At 59.7% G+C, this 25,643-nt stretch carries 22 protein-coding genes; 4 read left to right on the forward strand and 18 right to left on the reverse strand.

The features are described from left to right. Positions 1-4: 4 nt before the first annotated feature. From P3T24_RS28730 to P3T24_RS28775, 10 genes are all read right to left on the reverse strand, one after another. Entirely contained in the window at positions 5-3,235 is a 3,231-nt protein-coding gene (locus P3T24_RS28730; protein WP_429439919.1) for an FkbM family methyltransferase, read from the reverse strand. 992 nt (positions 3,236-4,227) lie between these two features. Further along, positions 4,228-6,102: a glycosyltransferase family 2 protein gene (locus P3T24_RS28735; RefSeq protein WP_429440194.1), complete on the reverse strand. Its 1,875-nt coding sequence runs from the start codon at positions 6,100-6,102 to the stop codon at positions 4,228-4,230. An 867-nt stretch (positions 6,103-6,969) separates the two neighbouring features. Next, the gene (locus P3T24_RS28740; RefSeq protein WP_429439922.1) at positions 6,970-7,716 is read right to left on the reverse strand and encodes an ABC transporter ATP-binding protein; all 747 of its coding nucleotides are present in this window, start codon (positions 7,714-7,716) and stop codon (positions 6,970-6,972) included. 11 nt (positions 7,717-7,727) lie between these two features. Continuing rightward, on the reverse strand, positions 7,728-8,510 hold the full coding sequence (locus P3T24_RS28745; RefSeq protein ID WP_429439924.1) for an ABC transporter permease: 783 nt from the start codon (positions 8,508-8,510) through the stop codon (positions 7,728-7,730). Positions 8,511-8,571: 61 nt separating this feature from the next. Then, entirely contained in the window at positions 8,572-9,492 is a 921-nt protein-coding gene (locus P3T24_RS28750; RefSeq protein WP_429439927.1) for a glycosyltransferase family 2 protein, read from the reverse strand. Then, positions 9,474-10,367: a dTDP-4-dehydrorhamnose reductase gene (gene rfbD / locus P3T24_RS28755; RefSeq protein WP_429439930.1), complete on the reverse strand. Its 894-nt coding sequence runs from the start codon at positions 10,365-10,367 to the stop codon at positions 9,474-9,476. Before rfbD ends, P3T24_RS28750 begins: the two co-directional genes overlap by 19 nt. 8 nt (positions 10,368-10,375) lie before the next feature. Beyond that, positions 10,376-10,927: a dTDP-4-dehydrorhamnose 3,5-epimerase gene (rfbC, locus tag P3T24_RS28760; protein WP_429439932.1), complete on the reverse strand. Its 552-nt coding sequence runs from the start codon at positions 10,925-10,927 to the stop codon at positions 10,376-10,378. Further along, positions 10,912-11,805, reverse strand: a complete 894-nt coding sequence (rfbA, locus tag P3T24_RS28765) for a glucose-1-phosphate thymidylyltransferase RfbA (RefSeq protein ID WP_429439935.1) — start codon at positions 11,803-11,805, stop codon at positions 10,912-10,914. Before rfbA ends, rfbC begins: the two co-directional genes overlap by 16 nt. A 10-nt stretch (positions 11,806-11,815) precedes the next feature. Then, a complete protein-coding gene (gene rfbB / locus P3T24_RS28770; protein WP_074265680.1) occupies positions 11,816-12,877 on the reverse strand; it encodes a dTDP-glucose 4,6-dehydratase in 1,062 nt (353 codons plus the stop codon). A gap of 387 nt (positions 12,878-13,264) precedes the next feature. Further along, positions 13,265-14,194: a GDP-mannose 4,6-dehydratase gene (locus tag P3T24_RS28775; RefSeq protein ID WP_429439938.1), complete on the reverse strand. Its 930-nt coding sequence runs from the start codon at positions 14,192-14,194 to the stop codon at positions 13,265-13,267. A 110-nt stretch (positions 14,195-14,304) separates the two neighbouring features. Here P3T24_RS28775 and P3T24_RS28780 point away from each other — a divergent pair, with 110 nt between their 5' ends. Then, entirely contained in the window at positions 14,305-15,168 is an 864-nt protein-coding gene (locus P3T24_RS28780) for a symmetrical bis(5'-nucleosyl)-tetraphosphatase (RefSeq protein ID WP_429439941.1), read from the forward strand. A gap of 19 nt (positions 15,169-15,187) precedes the next feature. Here the strand turns inward: P3T24_RS28780 and P3T24_RS28785 are convergent, their stop codons facing one another. From P3T24_RS28785 to ruvX, 5 genes are read right to left on the reverse strand one after another with little or no spacing between them, the layout of a single operon-like run. Further along, complete coding sequence (locus tag P3T24_RS28785; RefSeq protein ID WP_429439944.1) at positions 15,188-16,048, reverse strand: lysophospholipid acyltransferase family protein; 861 nt, start codon at positions 16,046-16,048, stop codon at positions 15,188-15,190. Between the two features lie 15 nt (positions 16,049-16,063). Then, positions 16,064-17,341 (reverse strand): dihydroorotase, encoded by a 1,278-nt coding sequence (locus P3T24_RS28790; RefSeq protein ID WP_429439947.1) that lies wholly within the window; start codon positions 17,339-17,341, stop codon positions 16,064-16,066. Positions 17,342-17,358: 17 nt separating this feature from the next. Next, on the reverse strand, positions 17,359-18,399 hold the full coding sequence (locus P3T24_RS28795) for an aspartate carbamoyltransferase catalytic subunit (protein ID WP_074265685.1): 1,041 nt from the start codon (positions 18,397-18,399) through the stop codon (positions 17,359-17,361). A gap of 59 nt (positions 18,400-18,458) precedes the next feature. Next, positions 18,459-18,989 (reverse strand): bifunctional pyr operon transcriptional regulator/uracil phosphoribosyltransferase PyrR, encoded by a 531-nt coding sequence (gene pyrR, locus P3T24_RS28800; protein WP_429286461.1) that lies wholly within the window; start codon positions 18,987-18,989, stop codon positions 18,459-18,461. Beyond that, positions 18,976-19,416 carry a Holliday junction resolvase RuvX gene (gene ruvX, locus P3T24_RS28805; RefSeq protein WP_074265687.1) on the reverse strand — a complete coding sequence of 147 codons (441 nt, stop codon included), beginning with the start codon at positions 19,414-19,416 and terminating at the stop codon, positions 18,976-18,978. Before ruvX ends, pyrR begins: the two co-directional genes overlap by 14 nt. Positions 19,417-19,523: 107 nt before the next feature. Between ruvX and P3T24_RS28810 the strand changes: the two genes are divergently transcribed. Further along, positions 19,524-20,657 carry an RNA-guided endonuclease InsQ/TnpB family protein gene (locus P3T24_RS28810; RefSeq protein WP_429439950.1) on the forward strand — a complete coding sequence of 378 codons (1,134 nt, stop codon included), beginning with the start codon at positions 19,524-19,526 and terminating at the stop codon, positions 20,655-20,657. A 55-nt stretch (positions 20,658-20,712) separates the two neighbouring features. Here P3T24_RS28810 and P3T24_RS28815 read toward each other — a convergent pair whose 3' ends face one another. The 3 genes from P3T24_RS28815 to P3T24_RS28825 all read right to left on the reverse strand — a co-directional run bounded on the left by P3T24_RS28815 (position 20,713) and on the right by P3T24_RS28825 (position 23,157). Beyond that, positions 20,713-21,291: a YqgE/AlgH family protein gene (locus P3T24_RS28815; RefSeq protein ID WP_074266193.1), complete on the reverse strand. Its 579-nt coding sequence runs from the start codon at positions 21,289-21,291 to the stop codon at positions 20,713-20,715. A gap of 200 nt (positions 21,292-21,491) precedes the next feature. Then, positions 21,492-22,910: a hypothetical protein gene (locus P3T24_RS28820; RefSeq protein WP_429439953.1), complete on the reverse strand. Its 1,419-nt coding sequence runs from the start codon at positions 22,908-22,910 to the stop codon at positions 21,492-21,494. Positions 22,911-22,986: 76 nt separating this feature from the next. Beyond that, positions 22,987-23,157, reverse strand: a complete 171-nt coding sequence (locus P3T24_RS28825; protein ID WP_008342674.1) for a rubredoxin — start codon at positions 23,155-23,157, stop codon at positions 22,987-22,989. 271 nt (positions 23,158-23,428) lie between these two features. Here P3T24_RS28825 and P3T24_RS28830 point away from each other — a divergent pair, with 271 nt between their 5' ends. Together P3T24_RS28830 and cysC are read left to right on the forward strand one after the other, a co-directional pair. Further along, on the forward strand, positions 23,429-24,289 hold the full coding sequence (locus tag P3T24_RS28830) for a hydroxymethylpyrimidine/phosphomethylpyrimidine kinase (protein ID WP_074265690.1): 861 nt from the start codon (positions 23,429-23,431) through the stop codon (positions 24,287-24,289). 631 nt (positions 24,290-24,920) lie between these two features. Further along, positions 24,921-25,538, forward strand: coding sequence for an adenylyl-sulfate kinase (gene cysC / locus P3T24_RS28835; protein ID WP_429439955.1), 618 nt, complete (start codon positions 24,921-24,923; stop codon positions 25,536-25,538). The last annotated feature ends 105 nt before the right edge of the window (positions 25,539-25,643 follow it).

Here is a 25,643-nt window from a genome sequence, read left to right on the forward strand (position 1 = left end):
GATGTCAGCCCTGCCCCCGGGGGGAGAGAAGTTGCTCGATGCTCTGCTGGATTAGAGAGCCGACCCGCTCGGCCGACAAATCAGTTGCAATGCGCGCGCGCGCCCTATTTCCGATGGCATGATCTCCCTTTTCGACAAGCGCGGCGGCTTTTTCCAGAGACTCGGCCAGATGGTCTTCGTCGATCTGAGCCCACGTGTTGCCTTTCGTGTAAGCACCGTGGTCGTCCTTCAGGGAGGTCACGGTATAGCGAACAGGAAAACCGCAACTGTCGTCCAGGAAGTCGCGCGTGCCGCTGTAGTCGGTGGCGACCACGATCTTGCCCATTGCCATCGCCTCGGCGACTGTTAGGCCAAAGCCTTCCGCACAATGCGGCGAGGCGTAAATGTCGGCCATGGCCATCAGGTTACGCATGGTATCCAGGTCGAGCGCACTATTGATCAACACAACCCCTTCGGCAGCGTCGCACAGCTGCTGCAACTGTGCGCCCTGCTTCGGCATGTCAAACAAGTGCTTGGTCTTCAACACCAGCTTCCAGCCGGAACGCCCTAGCCGCGTTCGAGCAAAGGCCCGCACCAGCGCGGAGGGATTCTTGCGCACCAAGTAACTTGATCCATCGAAAGCGTAGAGGACAACGCGATCGTCCGCCTTGATGCCGATCTCTTCCTTGGTACGGCGAATCTTGTCTGGATGTGGAAGGCCAGGCGGCACGGTCACTACATACGGGATCACATGAACTGGCGCAGTGGTTCCCGCCGCAAAAACGCCCTGACAGTAGCGGCTGGGTGCCCAGATCGCATCGACTGTACCGAACGTGGGATGCCAATAGTCAGGAATACTTTCTGTCTCCCATACCCAGAGACCGAGTTTCAACCGGGCACGCTCTATGGCTTGCTTCTGTTCATCGACCAGCAGCGCAGGCCACGCCTCAGGGTTGAGATGGATAGCAGCAACATCAGCTGGTCCGGAGAAATCGTTGATGTCCAACGGCACGGCCGTACGCCGGTGAATGTGGAAGGGGCGTTTAATCGGTGCAAGATTGAGCGCATAAGGAGTGCGCCGCAGGGCCGACACATAGGACCGGCTGGCCACGCCCAGGCCGTTTGCATAGTTCCAGGGGCCGATGAGTTGTATGGCCGGTTGCAGACCGGTGCCAGGTAGATGCCGAGGAAGCGTCGAACGCTCCGGTACGTGCGAGGGTGTGCCACCGAACACTTGGTCCGGATTTGCCGCAGCCACCTGCACCACGGGCTCCGCCAGTGCCACATCGTAACCCTGCTCTTTCAGCGTCTCGCGCCAGTTGCTGCTGTCCACGCCCTCGATCTTGTCGCGCAGCGCCATCACCTTTACGAAGGGAAATCCCTCTTCGATCAGCTTCCTCCAGTCGAAAAGCGTTCGGTTGTTGCGGCTCTCGGATGGGAACAATACGGCACAGACGATACCGCCTGCACGCAGTGTGGGAGCGAAATTAATTTCGTACCGTTGGATGACCTCATCCTTCGTCGGCAATACTCGCACATTGTTGAAGAAGCCTTGGAGGATGGGGGACGCGAGCGCACGGCGCCGAAGCGCCAGGAAAAAGCTCTGGATATGCCACTGATGTTCCCAACTCTCTGTCAGGCCGACCATATCGGCAGGTTCCGAACGCAGACGAGCCAGCAGCTTCTCGAAAAGTACCTCGTTAAACGGCCCAATCAGGCTGTCGTTGAGCAGGTAGAGCGTTTCGGCATCAAACAACTCCGGTTCCAGTTGCAATACGTGCGCCCACGCGGCGAAGTCGAGTCCGTGATTCTCACGCACGACGAGTGTATCGACCTCGTCGAGCGGCAAAGCATCCCTGTCAAACCAGGCCGCATCTGCGGCCACAATCAACGTTACACGGATGCCTTGGCGGCGTAGAGCCGCGATAAAGGGGCGCACATGCGGTTTGAGCTTGCCGTCGGGCGAATGGGTCACGAACAACGCGGTCTCGAGACCAGGGCGCGTTGCTTTGCGGTATTCGATCACTGCGTCGGTCGCCGGTTGACCAAGACTCGCGCCGGCCTCGTCGATCTGCGGTGTAACCAGCGAATTATCGACGTAAAGCGCCTGCCGCCGTCGTTCGCGCAGAAAAGCGATGCGCGCCGGCATCCGATGGGGGGTCACGGCCCACCAAAGTGCCTTGGCTCCACGACGGAGCGTTGAGCGCACCCGATCCGGCGTACGGGTCACTATCGCGCGTAGTGGCGCCGTCACACGCCATGACGTGCTATTGAGGACTGCCGCGACACGTTCGTTGGCTTGCCGTGCAGCGCGCTGTACTTCTTCACTGCGCCTTGCTTGCTCGGCCAGGGCTGCATTGGTCTGCTGCCTCGTTTCATCAAGGGTTTGCGCCAGTTGTTGAATGGCTTCGGCTGCGCGACGGCTCGCAGCATCCACTTCGTGCGCTGACTGCTCCACTGCCCGGATGGCTTCGCGGCTAGTAGCTCGCGCCTCACGCAGCGTCTCGGCAGCCTGTTCACGAGCCTGTTGCGCTTCCTGTTCCGCGCGCTCGGCGCGTTGCAGCAAATGCACAGGCGGCTGAAACTCGTCGAAAACATTGGGTTGAACCTGGAAGTGTCCTCCCAGTTCATCTTTCATTTCGTCTGCCACGTAGAACCGGTTCAACCCGTCGAACCAGACGAAGCTGTAGCCCTGCGAGGTCAGGATCGGCTCCCAGTCAGCATAGGACTGGTCTTGCGACAACGGCAGCGTTGCCTCCACCAGCACGACCCAAGGGCGAAAATTGCGGAAGTCCGCGCCAGCCAGTACATCGCCTTCGGCACCCTCCACGTCAACCTTCAGGAAATGTATCGGCCCATGAGGACGATGCAGTCGACAGATCTCCGCCAGCGGCAGCGCGTTGATGGTCTCTTCCACAACGTCCCATCCATTGGCGCGATGACGTGCTGCGATCTCTGCGTCAAAGGTGGAGAGGCCGGTGCCGTCAATTCGGTGGAAGATATGCGAGCCCGCTTCGCGACCAGCGGCGAGCTGCAAATTGATGTCGTGAGGGCGGGCTGCACTCAGCGATGCGAAATAGGCCGGTTGGGGCTCCAGATTGATGCCATGCCAACCGTGGTCATAGAAAACCCTCGTGACCGAAAAATCCACAGGATCAGCGGCTCCGACATCGATATAGAATCCATTGCGTATGTGTCCGAGCGCACGCCACAGCATGATGTCTTCTTGGTTCTGCGCAAAGGAGATCATTGTCATGAGAAGGAGATCATTGTCATGAGCGTTCAGGCCGTAATGTTGCCAGTGCCGCGCAACGCATCTGTCACGACCGGCTACTGACGCACAGGTGATGACAAGCGGCCGCGCATCGTGATGGATACGGCGGGTTGCACTGTGAAGTGCAACGCTTGCACGAGGGGTATATAAATCATCCGTGTCCCGCACTCACGACACGGCTCTTGGCAAAACCACGATGCGACACATCCTCCGAAAATCGACCTCTTGATCCGAGTTATGTCCACGCATTATCTCATACTGTTGAGGCACGTCGACCCTTCGCCAATATGAGATGGCGTTGAAGATTGGCGTCTGATTTCAATCATGAGATGCGCTGACTTAAAGGCGCGTTGGCCGACGTGATGCCGTTGGCGCTGTGCGCCACAGGCCACAACCTGAAGATCATTCCAAGGAAACTACAGCTCTTCGCACCCTCATTCTTGTTGTGGTGCTCAACCGCAACGTTGCCGCTGACGACATGGGGGCCAAAATATTCGGGGCAACCACATTGCTCGCGACGAGATACCGATGCTGCGCAATGAGTTTCCGGGGATAGGCATCGGGCCCTCCAAGCTATTCTTTTACACAATGCGCGCAGAGTTAGAACATACCCGACGACGTCGCCAGCCTCGCGATAGATATCGAATACGCGGGGAAAATCGAACACGGGTGACGTCTACCTCACGGACGCGGAATTGGAGGCCGCATCAAAACATGGTCGCATCCGCAGCGATTTGTCCAATGCTGTGATTGGTCACTTCCTGATGAGCCGCTTCCCCAAAGTAGAAGCACTTATCGCACCAATTTAAAAGAGAACGTCGGTTCACTTCTTTGTATCTCGTGGATAAGACTGATCATTTTAGATTCCAGAAAGGCATTTATACATTTGTTCGACCGTAACGACATTGGCCGCGCATACCGCATGACATCTGCTGCGAATTTTCACTTGATCGGCTCTCGCGTGATTGAGCCTCTCATACCAACGGTTCAACGCGCGGCGGCCATGCAAGGCTGAAGTCTGAGTAATCCAAAGTCAGGTTCGGGTTATACGCTGGGTCCCTCGACAACAGGCCACCCCAACGCCCCTGCATGTAGGAGATTTCCATCGAAAATCGGGCTCGTTTTTCACGATTGTCGTCGAAGCCACGGGTCGCCGACTCGTGATGATAAAGTTCGGCGAACGGCGTCCAAACATTACGATAACCGGCCTCTCGGATGCGTAAGCAAAAGTCTATATCGTTGAACGCGATCGTCAGGTCTCTTTCGTTTAGGCCGCCGACTTCTACATAGACCGATTTGCGTATAACCAGGCAAGCTGCCGTTACGGCGGAATACGAACCGATCAGACCGGTTCTTCCAAAGTACCCATAGCTCGGGCGCTGTGCAAGTTTGTTTGCGTGTCCGGCCACGCCTCCCATACCAAGCACAACGCCACCATGCTGCAACGTATCGTCGGGGTAAAACAGTTTGGCTCCCACCGCACCTACACCCCGTTGTAGCGCGAGGCTCACCATTTCGGAAAGCCAATCTGGCGAAATGACCTCAATGTCGTTGTTGATCAGGGCGACTAGCTCGCCTCTAGCCTGCGCAACAGCCGAATTATTCAATGCTGAATAGTTGAAAGGACTATCATCACGCAGCACCCGGATGCGGGCGTCCTGAGCCAGCGACTCGAAATAGCGTAGCGCCTCGGGATCGTCTGAACCGTTGTCAACAACAATGATTTCGTAATTCGAATAAGTGGTTTTGCCGACGATGCTATCAATGCATTGACGCATCAGGCTCAATCCGTTCCGCGTCGGGATGATCAGACTAACCAGCGGCAACTTTGCCGGTAATGAGTAATGCGCGTAATAGCCGCGCCCTATCCACTCAACGCTAGCTGCCACGCCCTGTCTTGCGAAGTGCTCATTGAGCGCGCGTTCACCAGCGAGCGCTGCGTAAGGTTTCGCATCCGCGCCCCCAGCTGTGCTTTCAGCATGCACGCGCCAGTGGTACAGCACCCGCGGAATGTGATGAACCGCATCCACACCGACATCCTCGATGCAGCGCAGTACAAGGTCGTAGTCCTGCGAGCCCTCGACGCCGATTCGGAACCCCCCAACCCTATCCAAGAGGGGCTTATGATAGACACCGAGATGGCAGAAAAAATTCTGCGAGTAAAACAAGTCCGTATTCCAGTCGCTCTTGAAATATGGATCGTGGCGACGACCCGATGCATCAATCTTGTCTTCATCCGAATAAATCAGCCGGGCCGAAGGATTCGCAACGATCGCATTAGCGACGCAATACAGCGCATGCTCGGGCAACAGGTCATCGTGATCCAATAGCGCGACCCATTCGCCAGTAGCAAGCTCCAGCGCACTATTGGAAGTAGCGGAAATATGGCCGTTCTGCTCACGAAATACCAGTTTGATCCGGGAGTCCTCGCGAGCGGCCTGCTCCAACAGAGGACGAATTGCCGGATCGGTGGATACATCATCGGCAATGCACAGTTCCCAGTTCGGATACAACTGATTGCGTACCGATTGGATCGCCTCTCGTAGCCATTCCGGCTTTGGGTTGTATGTCGGCATCACCACGGAGATAAGCGGCCTGTCAGGCGTTGACTCGACACGCTGTAGAATCGCCGCGCGCTGCTCATCTTCTATGGAGTCGTAGCGCCGAATCCACTCATCGTAGTTATTTCGCCTCGCAGTCGCTGCCGATACACTTCCGCGCAAGCGAAGTCTGCCGCGCAAGCCCGAAAGTCCTTCTTTACGATATACGCTAAGGGCTTTGTCGATAGCAGGCTTGAGCCCTCCGTTTGTGCGCACGGGGCGCCCCACTGCCGTCGCCAAATGCTGCATCTGCGACAAGGTGGCCCGAGGCCATCGCAGTGGTGCCGTCACCCGCCAACTGATGGAATGAAACAATGCATCTTTGTCCCGTTGAAGCTTGACTAGGCCCGCATCGCGTCGCGCAACATCATCCTGTAAGCGGACAACATGCCGCTCAAATGTACGGACGTCTTGCTGCAGATCAGAAATCTGACGCGCCTTGTCGGCAATTTCCTCTTCGAGGGTAGCGATCCGGGCCTGGAAAGCGTCTTGCCCCGCGACAAAGCGATGCTCCGGGTGGCTTTGCGCGAAAGGTAGCTTGCGCACGATGCACATCGAGTTGCCGAATTCAACCGAATGAATCGATTCCAGCAACTGGAAAAACGCGATCGGGGAATGCGGGTGATGCAGGCCGCTGTCGAATTCTCGCCCGTGGCTGCGGTAGAGATCTTCGACAATGTAGATTCCTCCGTCTTCGACCTTCGGGAAGTAGCGCAGGAACGACTTGATGATATCCCCGGGCGTATGCGAACCATCGTCAATAACCACACCAAAACGGTTAGCGTGGCTGGCGATGGCCCGCTCGGTCTCGTCCAGATTTGCATCGCCGACGACTACAGCGATTCTCGGATCCGGGTAACTAAGGTTAGCGCGATCAACATTAATATCGCAGCCAACTAGCTTTTTCGCATTTCTAAAGAATTCCGACCATATTTCAAGCGAGCCGACTTTCTGGAGTCCTATCTCAAGAAGATTGATCGGCCGGTCGCGGTACGAAGCAAGGAGTCGGTCATACTCGGAGAAGTAAAGCGACCATTTGTCCGACACCTCTCCACGGTGCTGCAAATATAACTGTTCCAATGTCTTCATCGTGAAGGGCCTCTGAGACTTGCTCGCTCAACCCTGTACTTCGTACTGGGACACCACGTCTTCCACCAAACCGAAAGCGCGCACGTGGCCACGCTCCATCCACAAAGCCTTGTTGCACACTTTGCGGATTTCCGAATTCGAGTGCATCGCCAGCACGACGATTTCGGCACGGCTGTGCAAATCTGCTAGTCGATCCTTTGCTTTCTGCATGAACGATGCGTCACCTACCCCCATCACTTCATCGAGTAGAAGAATCTCCGCATCGACTGCGGTCGATACTGCAAAAGCCAGCCGAACCCGCATACCGCTCGAATAAGTACGCAGTGGCAAGTCAAGATAGTCGCCTAGTTCGGAGAACTCCGCGATCGACTGCTGCTTCGCGCGAATCTCCGCATCCGACATGCCGAGAAGCAAGCCACGCAAGCGAATGTTTTGCATTCCGGTCGAGTTCTCGTCCATCCCGAGACTGATGTCGAGCAATGGCACGACCTTACCTGAGCTGACGACCGACCCGTATGTCGGGGAATATATACCAGCCATCACGCGAAGTAGCGTGGACTTGCCGGCACCGTTACGGCCAATCAAGCCTATCCGGTCTCCCTTCTCGAGACGAAGATCGACGTTGTTGATTGCGCGGACGACGACCACGCCATCAGTGTCTTCGGCGATGCTGTTCCTGCGCCCCATGCGCAGCACTGTCTTCTTCAGGGAGCGGCCTTGCACGTCATATATAGGCAAGTCGAGCGATGCGCCTTTGAGTTCGATATACGCCATTATTTGCCTTCTTAGACCCAGTAAGGAATGCGTTTCAAGTAACGGCCAGTCAATGCGAGTGCAAAGAGCCAACCGAGAACAGCCATGGCAATCGTCACGGCCCACGTGATGGTGGTAGGCAGCTCGCCGATTATCGGAGCACGCACCAGTTCAATCAGGTGCGCAAATGGATTTAGCCTGACGATTAGCGAGAACCGAGTCATCGCAACCGGACGATACATAACCGGAGTCACGTAAAACGCGATCTGCATCAAAGCGGAGACGATTTGCGGCAAATCGCGAAAACGCGCAGACAGCAAACCCGCCACCATTGCCATCCAAAGCGCATTGACCATGTACAGCACCAATGCAGGAATGAAGATGGGCAACGTCTCCCAACTCTTCACCCCGAAAATGATCAGAAGCGCAAGGACAATCACAAAATTGTGCGCAAGAATCACGAGATTGCGCCAAATCACCTGCAACATAAAGATCAGTTTCGGCGTCGCTGCTTGTCGGATATATTGGCCACTGTTGATATACGCAGTGCTACCTTCGATGATGGTTTGCGAAAACGTGGTCCACAGCACAAGACTGATAGCCAGAAACGGAAGATAGTCACTCATCTTCTGGCCGAACAGTGTGCCGTAGACGACACCTATTGAACCGATCAGCACGCCTGTACTGATGGTCAACCAGAAAGGCCCAACTCGCGAACGGGCATAGCGCTGCCGCACTTCCAGCCACCCTAGCAGCGTCCATAGCCGCCACGACGCGATGCTTTCTTTTAGATCAACAAATCCGAGACTGAACATTGTGGACTTTTAAGTATTTTCGATTAAAGGGCAAAGCGCCATTGCGTGACGCTCATTGATTTCAATGTTGCTCCAGAGCACCCATGCGACCGATCAATCCATGCCAGATACCAGTCAGAGCCATCCGCAGATGGCCAAGACGCGGCTGCAGGAATAACCCATATATCGCGAGGCGAAACGGAAACTTGATGAGCTCCGTGGACTTCCACGTGCACGGAACATAGCTGCGCTTGATCAACGCAACCGCGTTCCGAAACAGATAATAATGACGCAGCGGACTATGGCTCGGATACAGCCGTCCGAGAACGCGCACCGGCTCGCCACCCAGTTCGTGAGCGAGCCGCAATTCGGGTGCGCCGAGTACCGCGAAACCCTTCGCGCGCGCCCTGATGCACCACTCCAGATCGACGAAATCGATGAACAACGCGTCGTCCATGGGGCCAACTTCCTGCCATGCAGCGAGATTGATGCACGACCCCGAGCTGATCAAAAAATCAACATCGATAGGCGTGACACCAACCGGTGGTATCCGACGCAGCTTCAGATACCCAAAGCGCACGAACGGCGCTACGTCGCCAAGACGCAGGTCCTCGTACGCCGGGCCAATCAACGCCACACGCTCGTGGCGCCGCAACGCCTCTTCAAGCAGGCGCGGCAATCCGTCAAGCAACTGCCTTGACGGCTCACTGTCCTGGTCAAAAAGAATCGCGGCATCAAAGCCACCATCAATCAGCGCTGCCACGCCCTGATTGATGGCCGTAGCAATGCCAAGATTTGCGCCGTTAGGTAAATAACTGACGGCAGCAGATAGGCCCACCTCGCTCGCCGTCCGCACTGAAGGACTGTTGTCGACAACCACGCAATGCATCACCTCGGCGAGCCGGTTGGCCCGCGCGATGCACGCGGAATCCGGGTTGTAGAAAACCACAACCGCGCCAGTGCGTAACGTGTAAAGATCGCCGCTCAACGCGCCGCCATGCATAGACGCAACGCATCGCGCCAGTCTGGGGCACGGACGCCGAACGCGTTGGCGAGCTTGTCGTTCGAAATGCGCGAGTTAGCGGGTCGCGCCGCCGGCGTCGGATACGAAGCGGCCGGAATCGGCTTCACGATGGGCTTTTTCGGTAGATCCGAAAATTCGAAAATCGCCTCGGCAAAACCATGCCACGAAGTCGCGCCCGAAGCCGTGAGGTGGTAGATGCCGGAGTGTTCTTGCCACCAGTCGCCCTCACCCACCGCCGCGGCTTGTGCCAGCACATTCGCGCTCAACGCCGCAATCGTATTCGACCAGGTGGGCGCGCCGATCTGATCGGCCACCACGCTCAGTTCTTCGCGCTCCGCGCCGAGGCGCAGCATCGTCAGCAGAAAATTCTTGCCGCGCGTTCCGTACACCCAGCTCGTGCGGAATATCAGATGCGCGCACCCCGACGCCGCAATCGCCTGCTCGCCGGCCAGCTTGCTTTTGCCATAAACGTTCTGGGGATTGACCGCGTCGCTCTCGACGTATGCACCGTTCTTGGTGCCGTCGAACACATAGTCCGTGGAGTAGTGAACGAGCGCCGCGCCAAGCCGCTTTGCCTCTTCAGCCAGCACGCCAGGCGCTTCGGCGTTCAGACGCATCGCAGCTTCGACATCGGTTTCCGCTTTATCGACTGCCGTATGCGCAGCAGGATTCACGATCAGACCAGGCTTCACTTCGCGCACGACGCGCCGCACCTGATCCAGATCGCCAAGGTCCAGCTCCGTGCGATCCAGCGCGACGACTTTACCCAGCCCTTGCAGGCTGCGCGCCAGTTCGAAGCCGACTTGCCCATTCACACCGGTTAGCAGGATGGTTTGCTCTTCACGCTTTGTCACCACAGACCTCACGCGAAATGCTCGGCTTCCGCCAACCGTTTGCCCGCCGCGTCCTTCGCAGCCAGCAACGGTTCGCTGTCGATCGGCCATTCGATGCCAATCTCCGGATCGTTCCAGACGATGCTGCGCTCGTGTTCGGGGTACCAGTAATCCGTCGTCTTATACAAGAACTGCGCAGATTCAGAGAGCACAACGAAACCATGAGCAAAACCCGGCGGAACCCACAGTTGCCGATGATTCTCCTCCGACAGCGTCACGCCCACCCACTTGCCGAAGTTCGGCGAGCTCTTGCGGATGTCCACCGCAACATCGAACACCTCGCCTTCCACGACGCGCACCAGCTTGCCCTGCGCATGCACGATCTGATAATGCAAGCCGCGCAGCACACCTTTCGCGGAACGCGAATGATTGTCCTGAACGAACTCGACACCCGGTGCAACGTGCTCGGAGAACTCCCGACCGTTGAAGCTCTCGTAGAAGAAGCCACGCGCATCGCCGAACACCTTCGGCTCGACAATCTTGACTTCCGGCAGCGCTGTAGCAGTTACTTGGATGGCCATGCGACTTGGTCCGTAAGAATGTTTTGCAGATACTTTCCGTAGGCGTTCTTCGCGAGCGGTTTGGCAAGCGCTGACAACTGCTCCCCATCAATCCACTGCTGCCGGTAAGCAATCTCTTCCGGACACGCCACGACCAGGCCCTGGCGCTTTTGCAACGTGGCAATAAACGTCGCGGCTTCGATGAGCGAATCATGCGTGCCGGTGTCGAGCCACGCAAAACCGCGTCCCATGATCTCGACGTTGAGTTCGCCCTTGGACAGATAGCGCGAATTGACATCCGTAATTTCAAGCTCGCCACGCGGCGAAGGCTTGATATCGGCCGCGATATCGCACACCTGCTTGTCGTAGAAGTACAGCCCCGTCACTGCGTAGTTGGAGCGCGGATTGGCCGGCTTTTCCTCGATCGACAGCGCGCGAAACTGCTTGTCGAATTCCACCACGCCATAGCGCTCGGGATCGTGCACGTGATACGCGAACACAGTCGCACCTTGCTCCTGCGCGTTGGCGCGCTCGAGCTGCTTGGCGAGATCGTGGCCGTAGAAAATGTTGTCGCCAAGGATCAGCGCCGAAGGATCATTGCCCACGAAATTCCGGCCAATGATGAACGCCTGAGCCAGACCGTCAGGCGTCGGCTGAACCGCATACTGGATATTCATGCCCCACTGGCTGCCGTCGCCCAGCATGGCTTCGAAGCGCGGCGTGTCCTGCGGCGTGGAGATGATCAGCACATCGCGGATGCCCGCCACCATCAGCGTCGACAGCGGGTAGTAAATCATCGGCTTGTCGTACACCGGAAGCAGTTGCTTCGAAACGACGTGGGTGATTGGATACAGGCGCGTACCCGATCCGCCCGCGAGAATAATGCCCTTGCGCGCCATGACGTTGCCTTTACGCGCGCTGCGCGTAGTTGGTTTCAACCCATTTGCGGTATTCGCCCGAAGCGACTTCGTCGACCCATTCCTGGTTGTCGAGATACCACCGCACCGTCTTTGCCAAACCCGTCTCGAACGTCTCGGCCGGCTTCCAGCCCAGCTCGCGCTCGAGCTTACGCGCGTCGATCGCATAGCGGCGGTCGTGGCCGGGGCGGTCCGTCACGTACGTGATCTGATCGCGGTACGAGCCGGCCGCCTTCGGCCGCTGCTCGTCGAGCAGGTCGCACAGCGTATGCACGACGTCAAGGTTCTTCTTCTCGTTCCAGCCGCCGACGTTGTACGTCTCGCCCGGCACGCCACGCTCAAGCACTTCCCGGATTGCGCTGCAGTGGTCGCCCACGTACAGCCAGTCACGCACGTTCTGACCGTCGCCGTACACCGGCAGCGGCTTGCCAGCCAGCGCGTTGGCGATCATCAGCGGGATCAGCTTCTCGGGGAACTGGTACGGGCCGTAGTTGTTCGAGCAGTTCGTCGTCAGCACGGGCAGGCCGTACGTATGGTGGTAGGCGCGAACCAGATGGTCGGAGCCGGCCTTGGTGGCCGAGTAAGGGCTGTTCGGCGCGTAAGGCGTGGTTTCCGAGAATTGCGGATCCGTAGCCGACAGCGAGCCAAACACCTCGTCAGTCGAAACGTGCAGGAAACGGAAAGCGGCCTTGTCTGCGTCGCTCAACGCGCTCCAGTACGAGCGGGTCGCTTCCAGCAGCGTGAATGTGCCCACCACGTTGGTCTGAACGAAATCAGCAGGACCGTGGATCGAACGGTCGACGTGGCTCTCGGCCGCGAAGTGCAGCACCGCACGCGGCTTGTGCTCGGCGAACAGCGCGTCCAGCGCTGCCCGATCGCAGATGTCCGCACGCACGAACACGTGCTTCGGATTGTCCTGCTGCGACTTGAGCGTACGCAGATTGCCTGCGTAGGTCAGCTTGTCGAGGTTGAGGACCGGTTCGTCCGAGGCGTTCAGCCAGTCAAGCACGAAGTTAGCGCCGATAAAACCGGCACCGCCCGTTACCAGGATCATAGAATTCCTTGCTAGATGTTCGTAGTCGATGCGACCCGACGCGTCGATCCGGTCACCCGTATGGTTGGTGTGCGACGCCTTGTGATTGCCTTACGGCTGCGTCCCATGCAAAAAACAGGCGCCAGAATGCCCAAATTTTATGATGCCCCGATTATAAAGCGGCAGCAGCTAAAAACTAGAGCCCTAACAACTTGAAACAGCTTGACAACGACCGTATGCAGATATGACGGAATAAGAGGAAATTACCCGAAGTTACTGACAATTCCCGGGAATCGATTCCGATCTGAATACTCTGGGAAAAGCCCGCGTTGCAAATGGACATACAAAATGGCGCCGTGTAAGGCGCCGTCATCGAATCAGTAGCTGCTGCGCCATTTCCGGCCGCTTTCAGGCCGCCAACATCCATTGCAGCGTGTCCCGGAATCCAATCGCCTCGACCTCCGGCACCAGCTTGCGTAGCTTGGCCGGCGATCCAGCCAGCATCTTCACATCGGTCTGGCGCACAAACGCCGGATTGACCCGGATCTCCAGTTCATGGCCTGTGATCTCACTGGCCATCGCCAGAATCTCCCGGAGGGTATAGGGCTGTCCGGTACACACATTCACCGTTTCACCCACGGCACCGGAGTCCAGCAGCGCCTCGTATGCCCGTACCACGTAGCGGACATCCGAAAAGTCACGTGCCACGTCGATATTCCCCAGCGAGATTTCAGGCTCGCGGCGGGCAAAATGTTCCACGATCTTGGGCACCAGGAAATTTGTGGTCTGCCCGCGTCCTGTGTAATTGAACGGCCGGACAATCAGCAGCGGCAGCCGGTCGAACCACGTGCGCACGAGCGACTCCATCGACGCCTTGCTGGCTGCATAGTGATTCACCGGCGCAACCGGAAAGCTCTCGTCGACCGCCTCGCTGGTCACGTTGCCATAGACGTTCGCACTGCTTGCCACCAGCACCTTGCGCGGCGTATGACCGACATCCGCGCATGCCTGCAGCAGGTTCAATGTGCCAAGCACGTTGACGCGATAAAAATCGAGCGGATCGTTATGGGCGACAAAACTGATGGCCGCAAGATGCACGATGTAATCGGGCCGCACCTCGTCGATCACCCGGCGGCACTCCTCCGGCGAAGTGATATCGAGCCACCGCCGCGACGGCGTTTCCGGCGTGCCCTGCCCCGCCACTGTCTCAGTCACGGCATGGCCGCTTGCCAGCAGATTGCCGGTCAGCCAGTTGCCCGTGAAGCCGTTCGCGCCCGTAACGAGAGTCCGTGTCAGGCGTTCAGCGTGCGTCGCTGGTTTCGTCGTTTCTCCGTTCACCCTCTTTCTCCTGGTCCTTAAAGCGTCGCAATACCGTCGCATCAAACGGGCTATTATGTCAGGCTACCATGTTGCATCCACCGTCAGCGTGTACCTGATTCCGTCCCCAGATGACCGTTCCCAGCCTTCCGCATTCCGTACCTCTTGCCTTCGGTGACCTGCAGGGTTGCCGCACTCCGTTCCAGCAACTGCTTGCGAAGGTTGCGCCGTCGCCCGAAACGCCGCTGTGGTTCGCAGGCGACCTGATCAATCGCGGCAGCGAGTCGCTCGCCACGCTGCATGACATCATCGCACTTGGCGAACGTGCCAAGCCGGTGCTCGGCAATCATGACCTGCATCTGCTGTCGGTGTCGGCCGGCATTCGCAAATCGAAGAAGGGCGACACGATTGACGAAATTCTCGCCGCGCCCGATGCCGAAGATCTGCTGCACTGGGTCCGCCATCTGCCGGTAGCGCACTTCGAGAACAACATGCTGCTGGTTCATGCAGGCGTGTTGCCGCAATGGGATGTGACGCTCACGCTCGAACTCGCCGATGAACTGCAGCGGGCGCTGCGCGCGCCGAACTGGAAGGAGACGCTGGCGGGTTTATACGGCAACGAGCCGAACCGCTGGAAGCCGGGCCTGAAGGGCATCGACCGTCTGCGTTTGACCTGCACCGCCCTCACGCGCCTGCGCTTTTGCAATCTGGACGGCGAGATGGACTTCAGTACGAGCGGCGGTCTCAATTCCGCGCCGCCGGGTTTTATGCCGTGGTTTGACGTACCTTCACGTAAAACATCCGACATCACCGTGGTATTCGGTCACTGGGCCGCGCTGGGTCTGGTTATGCGCGACAATCTGGTCGGCCTCGATTCGGGTTGCGTGTGGGGCGAGGAATTGTCCGCGGTGCGACTCGCGGCAAATCCGGCCGAACGCACGCTAACCCAGGTCGAGTGCACGGACTGCCGGTCCTCAGCCAACTCGGGCAATTAGGCCCGGCCCGCTGCCCCAACTAAGCTGAACGCCCGTGCTGATCGACGTTGTCGATCAGCGTCCCTTCGTGCGACGCGGCTGCATCGGTGGCATTCGGAATGGCCGATGCTTCGCTTTCCAGAACGGCCGCGGCACGAGCAGGCGCGCCCGCTCCTTGCAAGCTGCGTAGCGCCGCTCCTACCGTCTGTTCCGCCTGCGCTGCCAGCGTGCGCCGGTCCGCGCCCGGCACTAACGCCTCACCCACATAGACATGCGCCGTCAGCGGACCCCCGCGCAGCAGCGCGTCGAGCGACTGGCCAAGCGACATGTCGCCGATATACGCCGGCGCGGTCGATTGCCGGCCCTGCGCATCTTCGTACATCAGACAGACCGGCTGCACCGCGCTCGCCGCAGACACTGCCGCCTGAAACATATTGGCGTGGAACGGCAGCAGCGTGAGGCCATCGGAGGTGGTGCCTTCCGGGAACACGCACATCAGTTCGCCTGCGCTCAAACGGTCGGACAGTTCGTGCATGATCCGCTTGGCGTCGCTGCGTTTTTCGCGCTGGATGAACACGGTCCCCAGTTGCTGCGCGAGCCAGCCCACCACCGGCCATTGACGGATCTCGGCCTTCGAGACGAACGGCGTCGGCCGCCATGCGTTGATCACGTAGATATCGATCCACGAGATGTGATTAGCCACCACTAGCGCGCCGGCGTCGAGCCGCGCGCTGTCGTTATGGACGACAAGACGCATGCCGCACAGCCGCAGCATCTTCAGCGACCACGCTCGGTTGAGCGCTTCCCGCTCAGTAGCGCTTGCGCGCGGAAACCGCGTTGCTACCGTGAACATGCCGTGCAGCAGATGTGCGATCAGCCGGGCCTTGCGAAATGCGAGCATGGATGCAGTCCTAAGTTAGCGCTGTTCGAATGCAACGTGTCCGGAGACGATCGTCGTTCGTACGCGTGCCGGCAGTTCGTAGCCTAGGAACGGCGTGTTATGCCCCTGGCTTTTCAGTACGCGCGGTTCGATGCGCCAGTGCGCGTTGCGATCGAAGATGCACAGATCGGCGCAGGCGCCCACTGCAATGCGGCCGGCTTCCAGCTTCAGCACGGCAGCCGGAGCTGCGGTGATACGGTTGAGCGCTTTAGCCAACGGTACGCCGGCCTCGTCCGCCCACTTCACTGTCAGCGAGAGGAACAGCTCCAGACCCGTCGCGCCCGGCGTCGCTTCGGCGAAGGGCAACAGCTTTTCATCGTCGTCGACGGGGGTGTGATCGGAACAGATTGCATCGATTGTGCCGTCGGCCAGGCCCGCGCGAATCGCTTCGCGATCGCGCTGCGAGCGCAGCGGCGGATCAAGGCGGAACTGGGCGTCGAAGTAGCCGATATCGAGGTCGATCAGGTGGATATGGTTCACCGTCACATCGCACGTGATCGGCAAGCCTTCGGCCTTGGCCGCGCGCATCAGTTCGATGCCGGCCGCCGAGGACAGGTGCGAGAGGTGCACACGTGCACCGGTCACGCGCACCAGTTCGAAGATCGTATGGAGTGCGATGGTCTCGGCCGACACCGGCACGCCCGACAGCCCCAGCCGCGACGCCAGCGCCCCGCTCGCTGCGACGCCGCCCTTGCCCAGATATGCATCCACGGGACGCAGCCACACCGTGTAGCCGTAGGTGTTCGCGTACTGCAGCGCGCGCAGCAGCACCTGCGTGTCCACCACGGGCACGTCCGCCTGCGAGAAACCGATGCAGCCCGCTTCGGTCAACTCGACCATCTCGGTGATCACCTGGCCTTTGAGGCCCACCGTCAGCGCACCCAGCGGATACACGTGCGCCTGGTTCAGATTACGCGCGCGAAACTTGAGCATTTCAACAAGGCCCGGTTCGTCTAGCACCGGATCGGTGTCGGGCAGACAGACGAGGCTCGTCACGCCGCCCGCGAGTGCCGCGGCCATTTCCGATTCGAGCGTGGCCTTATGTTCGTAACCCGGTTCGCGCAGACGCGCGGCGAGATCGACGAGTCCCGGCGCGATTGACAGGCCCTTGGCGTCGATCGTCTTCGCCGCGTGGAAATCCGCGGGTGCTGCGCCGAGTGCGACGATCTTGCCTGCCGCAATAAAAATGTCCTGCTGCTGTTCAGTGCCGGCCGCCGGGTCGATCAGCGTGCCGCCTTGAATATGAATCTTCATCGCTGCCTTTGTTTTGCTCAGTCGTTGTTGCCAGCCACGATGCCCATCACGGCCATGCGCACCGCGATGCCGAACGTCACCTGGTTCAGGATCACCGATTGCGGACCGTCCGCCACCTGCGAGTCGATCTCCACACCGCGGTTCATCGGACCCGGATGCATGACAATCGCGTCGGGTTTCGCCAGCGCGAGACGCTCGGGCGTCAGTCCCCAGCTCTTGAAGTATTCTTGCGCAGACGGCAGCAGCGCACCGCTCATCCGCTCGTTCTGCAAACGCAGCATGATGATGACGTCAACGTCCTTCAGGCCTTCGTCAAGGTTGTGGAACACCCGCACGCCCATCTGTTCCAGACCGCCCGGCAGCAACGTGCGCGGACCGATCGCACGCACCTCCGGCACGCCGAGCGTGGTCAGCGCATGGATGTCCGAGCGCGCCACCCGCGAATGCAGGATGTCGCCAACAATCGCCACCCGCAGATTCGTGAAATCTTTCTTGTAGTGGCGAATCGTGTACATGTCGAGCAGACCCTGAGTCGGGTGTGCATGACGGCCATCGCCGGCGTTGATCACGTGCACATGCGGCGCGCAATGCTCGGCGATCAGGTACGGCGCGCCGCTCGAAGCATGGCGCACCACGAACATGTCCGCATGCATCGCCGACAGGTTGTTGATGGTGTCCAGCAGCGACTCGCCCTTGCTCGTCGACGACGCGTTGATGTTCAGGTTGATCACATCAGCCGACAAGCGTTTCGCGGCAATCTCGAAGGTGGTACGGGTGCGTGTCGAGTTCTCGAAGAACAGATTGAACACCGATTTGCCGCGTAACAGCGGCACCTTCTTGACCTCGCGGTCCGTCACGCTGACGAACTGCTCGGCGGTGTCGAGAATGTGCGTGACGATCTTGCGCGGCAGGCCTTCGATGGTCAGCAGATGCTTGAGCTCACCGTTTTTGGTGAGCTGCGGGTTGCCCTTCAGGAAGCCGTAGCGAAAGCGATCCGGCGACGGCGTAGCGCCAGTGGTGTCCTGAGGATCCTTGGGAACCTGAGTAGCGGTATTCATGGGGTACCTGAGTTGTTTTGAGTGCGTGCGCCGCGGCGGCCACGGCACACACCTCACGCTCAATCGACGCGTGCTTCGGTGTGAAACGTGAAACGCTGATCCGCGGTGTCGTCGCGCGCGAGCACGAGGGTTGCCTCGGCCGGCACATCCACCACCCCGCCGACAAAACGCGCCGCCACCGGCAACTCGCGTCCGCCCCGATCGGCGAGCACGGCGAGTTCGACCGAAGCCGGGCGCCCATAGTCGTAAAGCTCGTTTAGCGCTGCGCGCACGGTCCGGCCGGTGTACAGCACGTCGTCTACCAGCACGATGCGGCGATTGTCCACTTCGAACGGCAGCGAGGTCGGACTTGCCTGCGCGTGCAGCCCTTTCTTCGCGTAGTCGTCGCGATGCAAGGCGACATTGACGACGCCGAAACTACCGACGTTCAGATCTCGCGCGAGACGTTCCACGAGCCACGCGCCGCCGCTGTAGATGCCGGCGAGCACGACGCCGCTGGCGCCGCTGCGGTCGCCGAGTTGTTCACCATAAGCGGCACGGATCTGTTCGAGCAAAGCGCGATACAGTGCCTCGGCGTCAATGGAACTCATGATCGTCGGAAAGTCCGTCTAGATATTGCTGGAGGATGATGCAGGCTGCTTCGGCGTCGAGCATGTCCGCGCGGCCATTGCCGGCTCGAATCCCGGCTTTTGCCTCGACCGACGAGTAGCGTTCGTCGATCCATGTCACCGGCAGGTTGAAACGGCCGTTGAGCTGGTTGCCGAAGCGTTTCGCGAGTTGGGTCATTTCATGCGGTGCGCCGTCGGGATGCATGGGCAACCCGACCACCAGCGCATCCGGCTTCCACTCGGCGATCAGCTTGCCGAGTTCTTCGAAGCGATACTCGCGGTTACGGTTTTGCACCACTACCAGCGGCCGTGCGCTTCGGGTCAGCGAGTTGCCGACCGCCACGCCGATGCGTTTTTCACCATAGTCGAACGCCATCAGCGTTGCCGCCCATCCGGCCGGGCTACTCATCGCACATTGCCCCGCGAAATTCTATCCATCATGGCGACCGAAAAGGGCATATTCCTCAAGCTGTGGCTTTGTTGCCTCTCACACAAATATTGCGTACTGTATGAGATATGAACGTTAAGCGCGCATACCGATTCCGGTTCTACCCCACGCCCGAGCAGGAAATGATTCTTGCCCGGACGTTCGGGTGCGCGCGATTTGCCTATAATTATATGCTGCGACAGCGCACCGACGCGTGGTATGGACGTCAGGAACGCATGGGTTATCACGAAACCTCCGCGGCGCTTACCGAACTCAAAAAGAGCGAAGAGCACGCGTGGCTCAATGAGGTCAGCTCGGTCCCAGTGCAGCAGGCGTTAAGGCACCTGCAAACGGCCTTCGCCAATTTTTTCGCAGGGCGCGCAAAGTACCCGACCTTCCGACGGAGGGACGGCACGCAGTCGGCTGAATACACCACCAGTGCCTTCAAGTGGAACGGGAGCGTTCTCAGACTGGCGAAGATGAATGCGGCACTTGCAATTCGCTGGTCACGCACAATTCCCAAGGGCGCAAAGGTAACGACCGTCACTGTGTCGAAAGACGTGGCAGGTCGATACCACGTTTCAATGCTTTGCGACGACGTCGTGACCGCACGACCGGATACCGCTGGGAAGATCGGTATCGATCTCGGGCTTACGCATTTTGCCATTCTGTCTACGGGAGAAAAAATTGCCGCGCCGAACACGTTTCGAAAAAACGAGGCCCGGCTGGCAAAGCTGCAAAGGTGCCTCGCGAAAAAACAAAAGGGCTCGGCGAATCGCAGGAAAGCCAAGCTGAAAGTCGCGCGCATGTGTGCCAAGACAGCAGATTCCCGCAGGGACTTCCTGCACAAACTTTCGACTCGGTTGATAAACGAAAACCAAGTGATCGCCGTCGAAAGCCTGTCAGTCCGCAACATGCAAAGCAATCGTTGTATCGCGAAATCGATCGCGGACGCATCTTGGTCGGAGTTCGTGAGGCAACTTGAGTACAAGGCGCAGTGGTACGGACGATCGCTGATCGGTGTCGACCGCTGGTATCCCAGCTCGAAGCGCTGTTCCAGCTGCGGCCACACGGTCGCGAAAATGCCGTTAGATGTTCGCGCATGGACGTGCCTTGAATGCGGAGCAACGCATGACCGCGATATCAACGCCGCTCGCAATGTTTTGGCCGCCGGACTGGCGGTTTCAGCCCATGGAGAGGTTGTAAGTCCCATGTCTCTTTGAGGCATTGGCTAAGCTCTACGAAGTGGGAATCTTCTCCTTTCACGGAGAGGAGCAGTCAAGCGTGACCTGCTTCGCCCGAGAGCATCGAAAGGGAAATACCGAGCAGCGCGAGCGCGGCTTCGAGGCGTTCTTCGGCCGGCACGTCGAACACGATTTTCGGATCGGATTCGACGGTGAGCCAGCCGTTCTTCGAGATCTCTTCCTCGAGCTGGCCCGCGGCCCAACCTGCGTGGCCGAGCGTGAGGAGAAAACGTTCCGGACCCGTGCCGCTCGCCACCGCTTCGAGCACGTCTTTGGAGGTGGTCATTTCCAGACCGCCGGGCACCGACATCGACGACGTATAAGGGCTGCCGTCTTTCGGATAATGCAGCACGAAGCCGCGCTCCGTTTGCACCGGGCCGCCGAAATAAACTGGGACATGCAGCAGGGGTTCGATCTCGAGCTTCAGATCGATGCGACTGAACAGCGCTTCCAGATCGATATCGGTCGGCCGGTTGATCACCAGGCCGAGCGCACCGCGCTCGCTGTGATCGCAAAGGTAGACCACCGTTCCTGAAAACGTAGGATCCGCCATGCTCGGCATGGCGATCAGGAACTGGTTAGTCAGATTGATGCGATCGGTACTCTTGGACATAGTTCGGATTTTAGCAAAGACGATGCGGAATGGCGGGCTTTGAGCGTAGGGCAGGTCAGCTGCCGCGATCCATGAACTGCGGATCATGTTGCCACTCTATCACGCGCTTACACCTCGCCAACGGTGCGTATTCGGGTGCGCATCCGAGGGGTGCCGGTTCGTGCGTCCGCGCATGCGATCTGCAAGGCGGCTCAAGGGCGTCAGCCTTGCTCGATAGCCCGCGTCAGCGCGGCCAACGCAGGACCGGCGGCGGGCGGAGCAACGCCCGCGGCAATCTTGTGCAGCATGGCCCGCAACGCTTCAGCACCTTGCTCGAGCGCCTGTGCATCGGGCGCGCTCACGATCACGTGCGCACGCACCGCAGGTGTCGAGACACCGGCATGCGCGCGGCGGCGCCACGCGAGGCCGAGTGCGTCTGCGAGCAGCGCGACGTGGCCCAGGCCGAGCGCGCACGCAGCGGCGCCGAGACGATACGCGGCGTCGCCGGCCTGCAGCGCTTCGCTCGGATCGGCTTTTTCCAGTTGACCGGCGCCCCGCGCATGTTCAGCGAGCGCGGCGATGGCCGCGTCAGCCGTCTGCAGGAAATCTTCATACGCGTGGGCATTGACGGTCAGCACCCCCAACTCGCGGGTACGCGTCACGCCCAGACCACCCGCGCCAAGCTCTTGCGCCTCCGTCGCGCCCGCCTCCCACAACGCCTCCGACTCCTGGGTGGCGGCAACGTGCCAGTCCACAGTCAAGCCGTAATCGTGCAGCAGTTCGACGTGTTCGGCATCCTCCGCTGCAGCACCGAAGAGCGCGTAATCGCGCCAGAGCAGCGCCAGCGTCGCACGTACCAGCGAGCGCGAAGCGAGCGTCGAGCCGCGGGCATGATCCGCCAGCGCGAGATTGCAACGTGCGTGGAAGCGCCGCGCGTCTGCGTCCCCGACTAAGTGACCGCTCACGCGCAGCGAGCGGGCACATGCCGAAGCGAGACGCCAGAAGTCGTAGGGATCGGGGCCCGCGAGTTCGGCGAGGCACGCGTCGAGTTCATCGAGCGCGGCGCGCGTCAGCGCGGCTACGGCAGCGCTGGCCGCTCCGTCACTCGAATGCGCCCGCAACACCGGCAACAAGGCCCGCTCGTAGCGAGCCCGCAAGTGAGCGAGACGCTCCGCCGGCTGCCCGCTGAACGACACAGGCGGCAACGGCCGCACCGCCAGCGCAAAATCTTCGTAGGTGACCGTGAAGCCCGGTGTGCGCTGCGAAATCAGTGCACTGAGCGCCTGATAGTGGCCGTACAGAATCGGCGAGCAGGACAGCTCGCGCAGGTTGTGCCGCGTGGTCGCTGCACGGAAATCGTGCAAGGCCTCAGTGAACACCTGACGCGCGTCAGGTTCTTCGGGTAGTTCCGCAGCCGTTAATGGCGAGACCAGCACCAAGGCATCTGCCAGCTTCTGCGCCCCGAGCCAGCCCGCCTCGCGGAAAGCCTGCGCCGCGCGCAACAGCGCAGCCGCCGCGTCGCCGCGCTGCTCGAGCGCAAGCTGCGCCTCAGCGAGCGCGAGTTCCGCGGAACGGACCGACCCGCCACGCGGGTTGGGCAGTGCGTCGAAAGAGACAGGTGATGCGGATCGAGGGATCATGGGCAGGCGACATGAACACGGACAAGCCGACGAACGCGATCACGCCGCCCGTCGGGACGCGCGACGCTTGCGACGGTCAGATCTGGACCATCTCGAAGTCTTCCTTGCGGGCTCCGCATTCGGGGCAGGTCCAGTTAATGGGAACATCTTCCCAACGCGTGCCCGGCGCGATTCCTTCATCTGGCAATCCGGCTTCTTCGTCGTAGATCCAGCCGCAGATCAGGCACATCCAGCTTCTATATTCCATTCTTGTGTCGCGTCAAAAAGAGCGTTGAAACGAGAGCCATGATGGTACCGTGTTGCCGCCCCAATGCCTAGCAATCGAAAGTCGCCACGTTGACGTGCCGCAGGCGCGCCGCAGACGAAGCTGGACAAGGCGCGGCACGATGCCCCGATTCAGTGCGCAAAGTCCTCTGCGGATGCGAAAAAACGCCCCGTTAGCGCTTTAGGCCGCATAATTGAGGCGACTGCGCCCACGCTGCGCGCTTACATACGCCTACTTCCTGCCAACCATTTTCATGCCCAGCGACACGCCTCCGATCGTTCTCACCTTCGGCCTCTCCGATCCGACGGGTGCCTCCGGCCTGCAAGCCGACCTGATGACGCTAGCCAGCATGGGCTGCCACGGCGTCAGCGTGCTGACGGGTTTCACCGTGCGCGACTCGGCAAACTGCGACGAAGTCACCGGGCTGGATCCGGAAGTCGTTGCAACCCAGGCGCGCATGCTGCTCGAAGACATGCCCATCGCCGCCTTCAAGGTAGGAGCCGCCACGCGAGCGGAAGTGGTGAGCGCAATCGCCGAAGTCGTGGCCGACTACGACGATATTCCGCTGATCCTCGCTCCCGATTTCACGCTGGACGACGAGCACGTGCTCGCCGCCGACGAACTGCGCGAAGCGATTGCCGACCTGCTCGCACCACAAACCACATTGCTTGTGGCCGATCACGCCACCCTGCTCGCGCTCGCGCAGCCGGACGGGGACGCCGAGGCGCCGAGTCTCGACGCGGCAATCTCGCACCTGCTATCGCAAGGCTGCGAATACATCCTGTCCACGGAAACCGGCACTCACCGGCTCGTCAATACGCTTTTCAGCGACGACGGCCAGTTGCGTCAGGATATGTGGGACCGTGGCCCGCACCGCATCATGGGTTTGACCGACACGCTGGGCGCTGCTATTGCAGCGTTGCTGGCCAACGGTCAGGACCCGGCTGAAGCTGTGCGCGAAGCTCAGGAGTATCTGTATCAGGCCATGCGCAACGCGTTTCGTCCCGGGATGGGGGCCTATCTGCCGGACCGGTTTTTCTGGGCCCGCAGTAGCGACGAAGAAACGCCGCTGGGTAGCGCGAAAGATGCGCCGCCGGGAGAAGCGCGGCACTAAGCGATGCGGGGCGGGGCCGGTCGCGGGCGGCCGGTACGCCCTGGATTATTTCCTGCGCTTACCTCTCAAGCTTACGCAGCACCGACTCCAGCCTTTCATGGGTTTCTGCGCGCCGCTCAAGACAGCGCCGCCGACAGCATTGGCCCGATGCCTTCTCCCCTGAGGGACATCCTCAAACTCAGCTGTTTCAAGCCCTCGCTGGGCTAGCCTCCTTTGGCACCGCCTTGCTCCCACAACAGCCAGTCAATCGTGTTACGAATCATCACGTACCCACGTTGGCACGCGGTGTTCAAGCAGAAAATTCGCACGTCCTGATTACAAACGTAATCAAACGTTACAACTGGATTGCTTATCAGCCAGTAGAATTTACGAACTGTAATGTCGCCGGCGCCCCTTATGCCACCTCGGACCCCGTCTTTTCACTCGCCTCAGCGCGATCACGCGTGCGCGATCGGTTCCTGCCGCAACGAACATTCGATTAGGCACCCCGGTCAATTGACTGGCATTGACCCCAGCGGGAATCTTTAAAGTGGACAATTCACACGCCTACGTCCGCTCCCCTTCTGACGCCAGCCCCGACCTCCCGGACACCGGCCATGGCGCTCGAACCACCCCCGAAGCAAGCAAATCCGTGGCGTCCGCCAAGCCTGCACAAGCGTTCCTGCAACGCGTCAGCGGTTCGGTAGACGTCCAGGACCGCGCGCGGATGTTCCAGCAGAAGGCCGTCACGGTCTGGCTCACCGGGTTGTCCGGGGCCGGAAAATCCACGATTGCGTATGAACTGGAACGACAGCTCATCGCCTTGGGTCACCCGTGCTATGTGCTAGACGGCGACAACGTCCGGCACGGCCTGGCCAGCGATCTCGGTTTCAGCAAAGAAGACCGGCGCGAGAATATCCGCCGCGTGGCGCATGTTGCCCAGTTGATGAACGATGCAGGTCTGATTGTGATTACCGCGTTGATTTCGCCGATGGGCGAAGATCGAGCCATGGCGCGCGAGATCATTGGGCCTGACCGGTTTGTCGAGACCTATCTCTCCGCTTCCGTGGATGACTGCGCGCGGCGCGATCCCAAGGGTCTGTATGCCAAAGCACGGGCTGGCGCAATCACGGCGTTTACCGGTGTGTCCGCACCCTACGAGGCTCCGGCCAACCCGGAGTTACGCGTGGATACCGCGACGCAGAGCAAAGACGCGAGCGTGGCGGGGATCTTCGACTATCTGCATGAGACGTATCTCCTGAAGCCCTAAATAAAAGATCCATCTGGCTTCGGAAACGAAAAAACCCGCATCGCTGCGGGTTTTCTCTTTTGGGAAGCACGCCTTACAGCGCGCCGCCCCCATGTGTTTCGATAC

It is taken from the genome of Paraburkholderia sp. GAS33 (assembly GCF_050436645.1).
GTDB classification, from domain to species: domain Bacteria; phylum Pseudomonadota; class Gammaproteobacteria; order Burkholderiales; family Burkholderiaceae; genus Paraburkholderia; species Paraburkholderia phenazinium_B.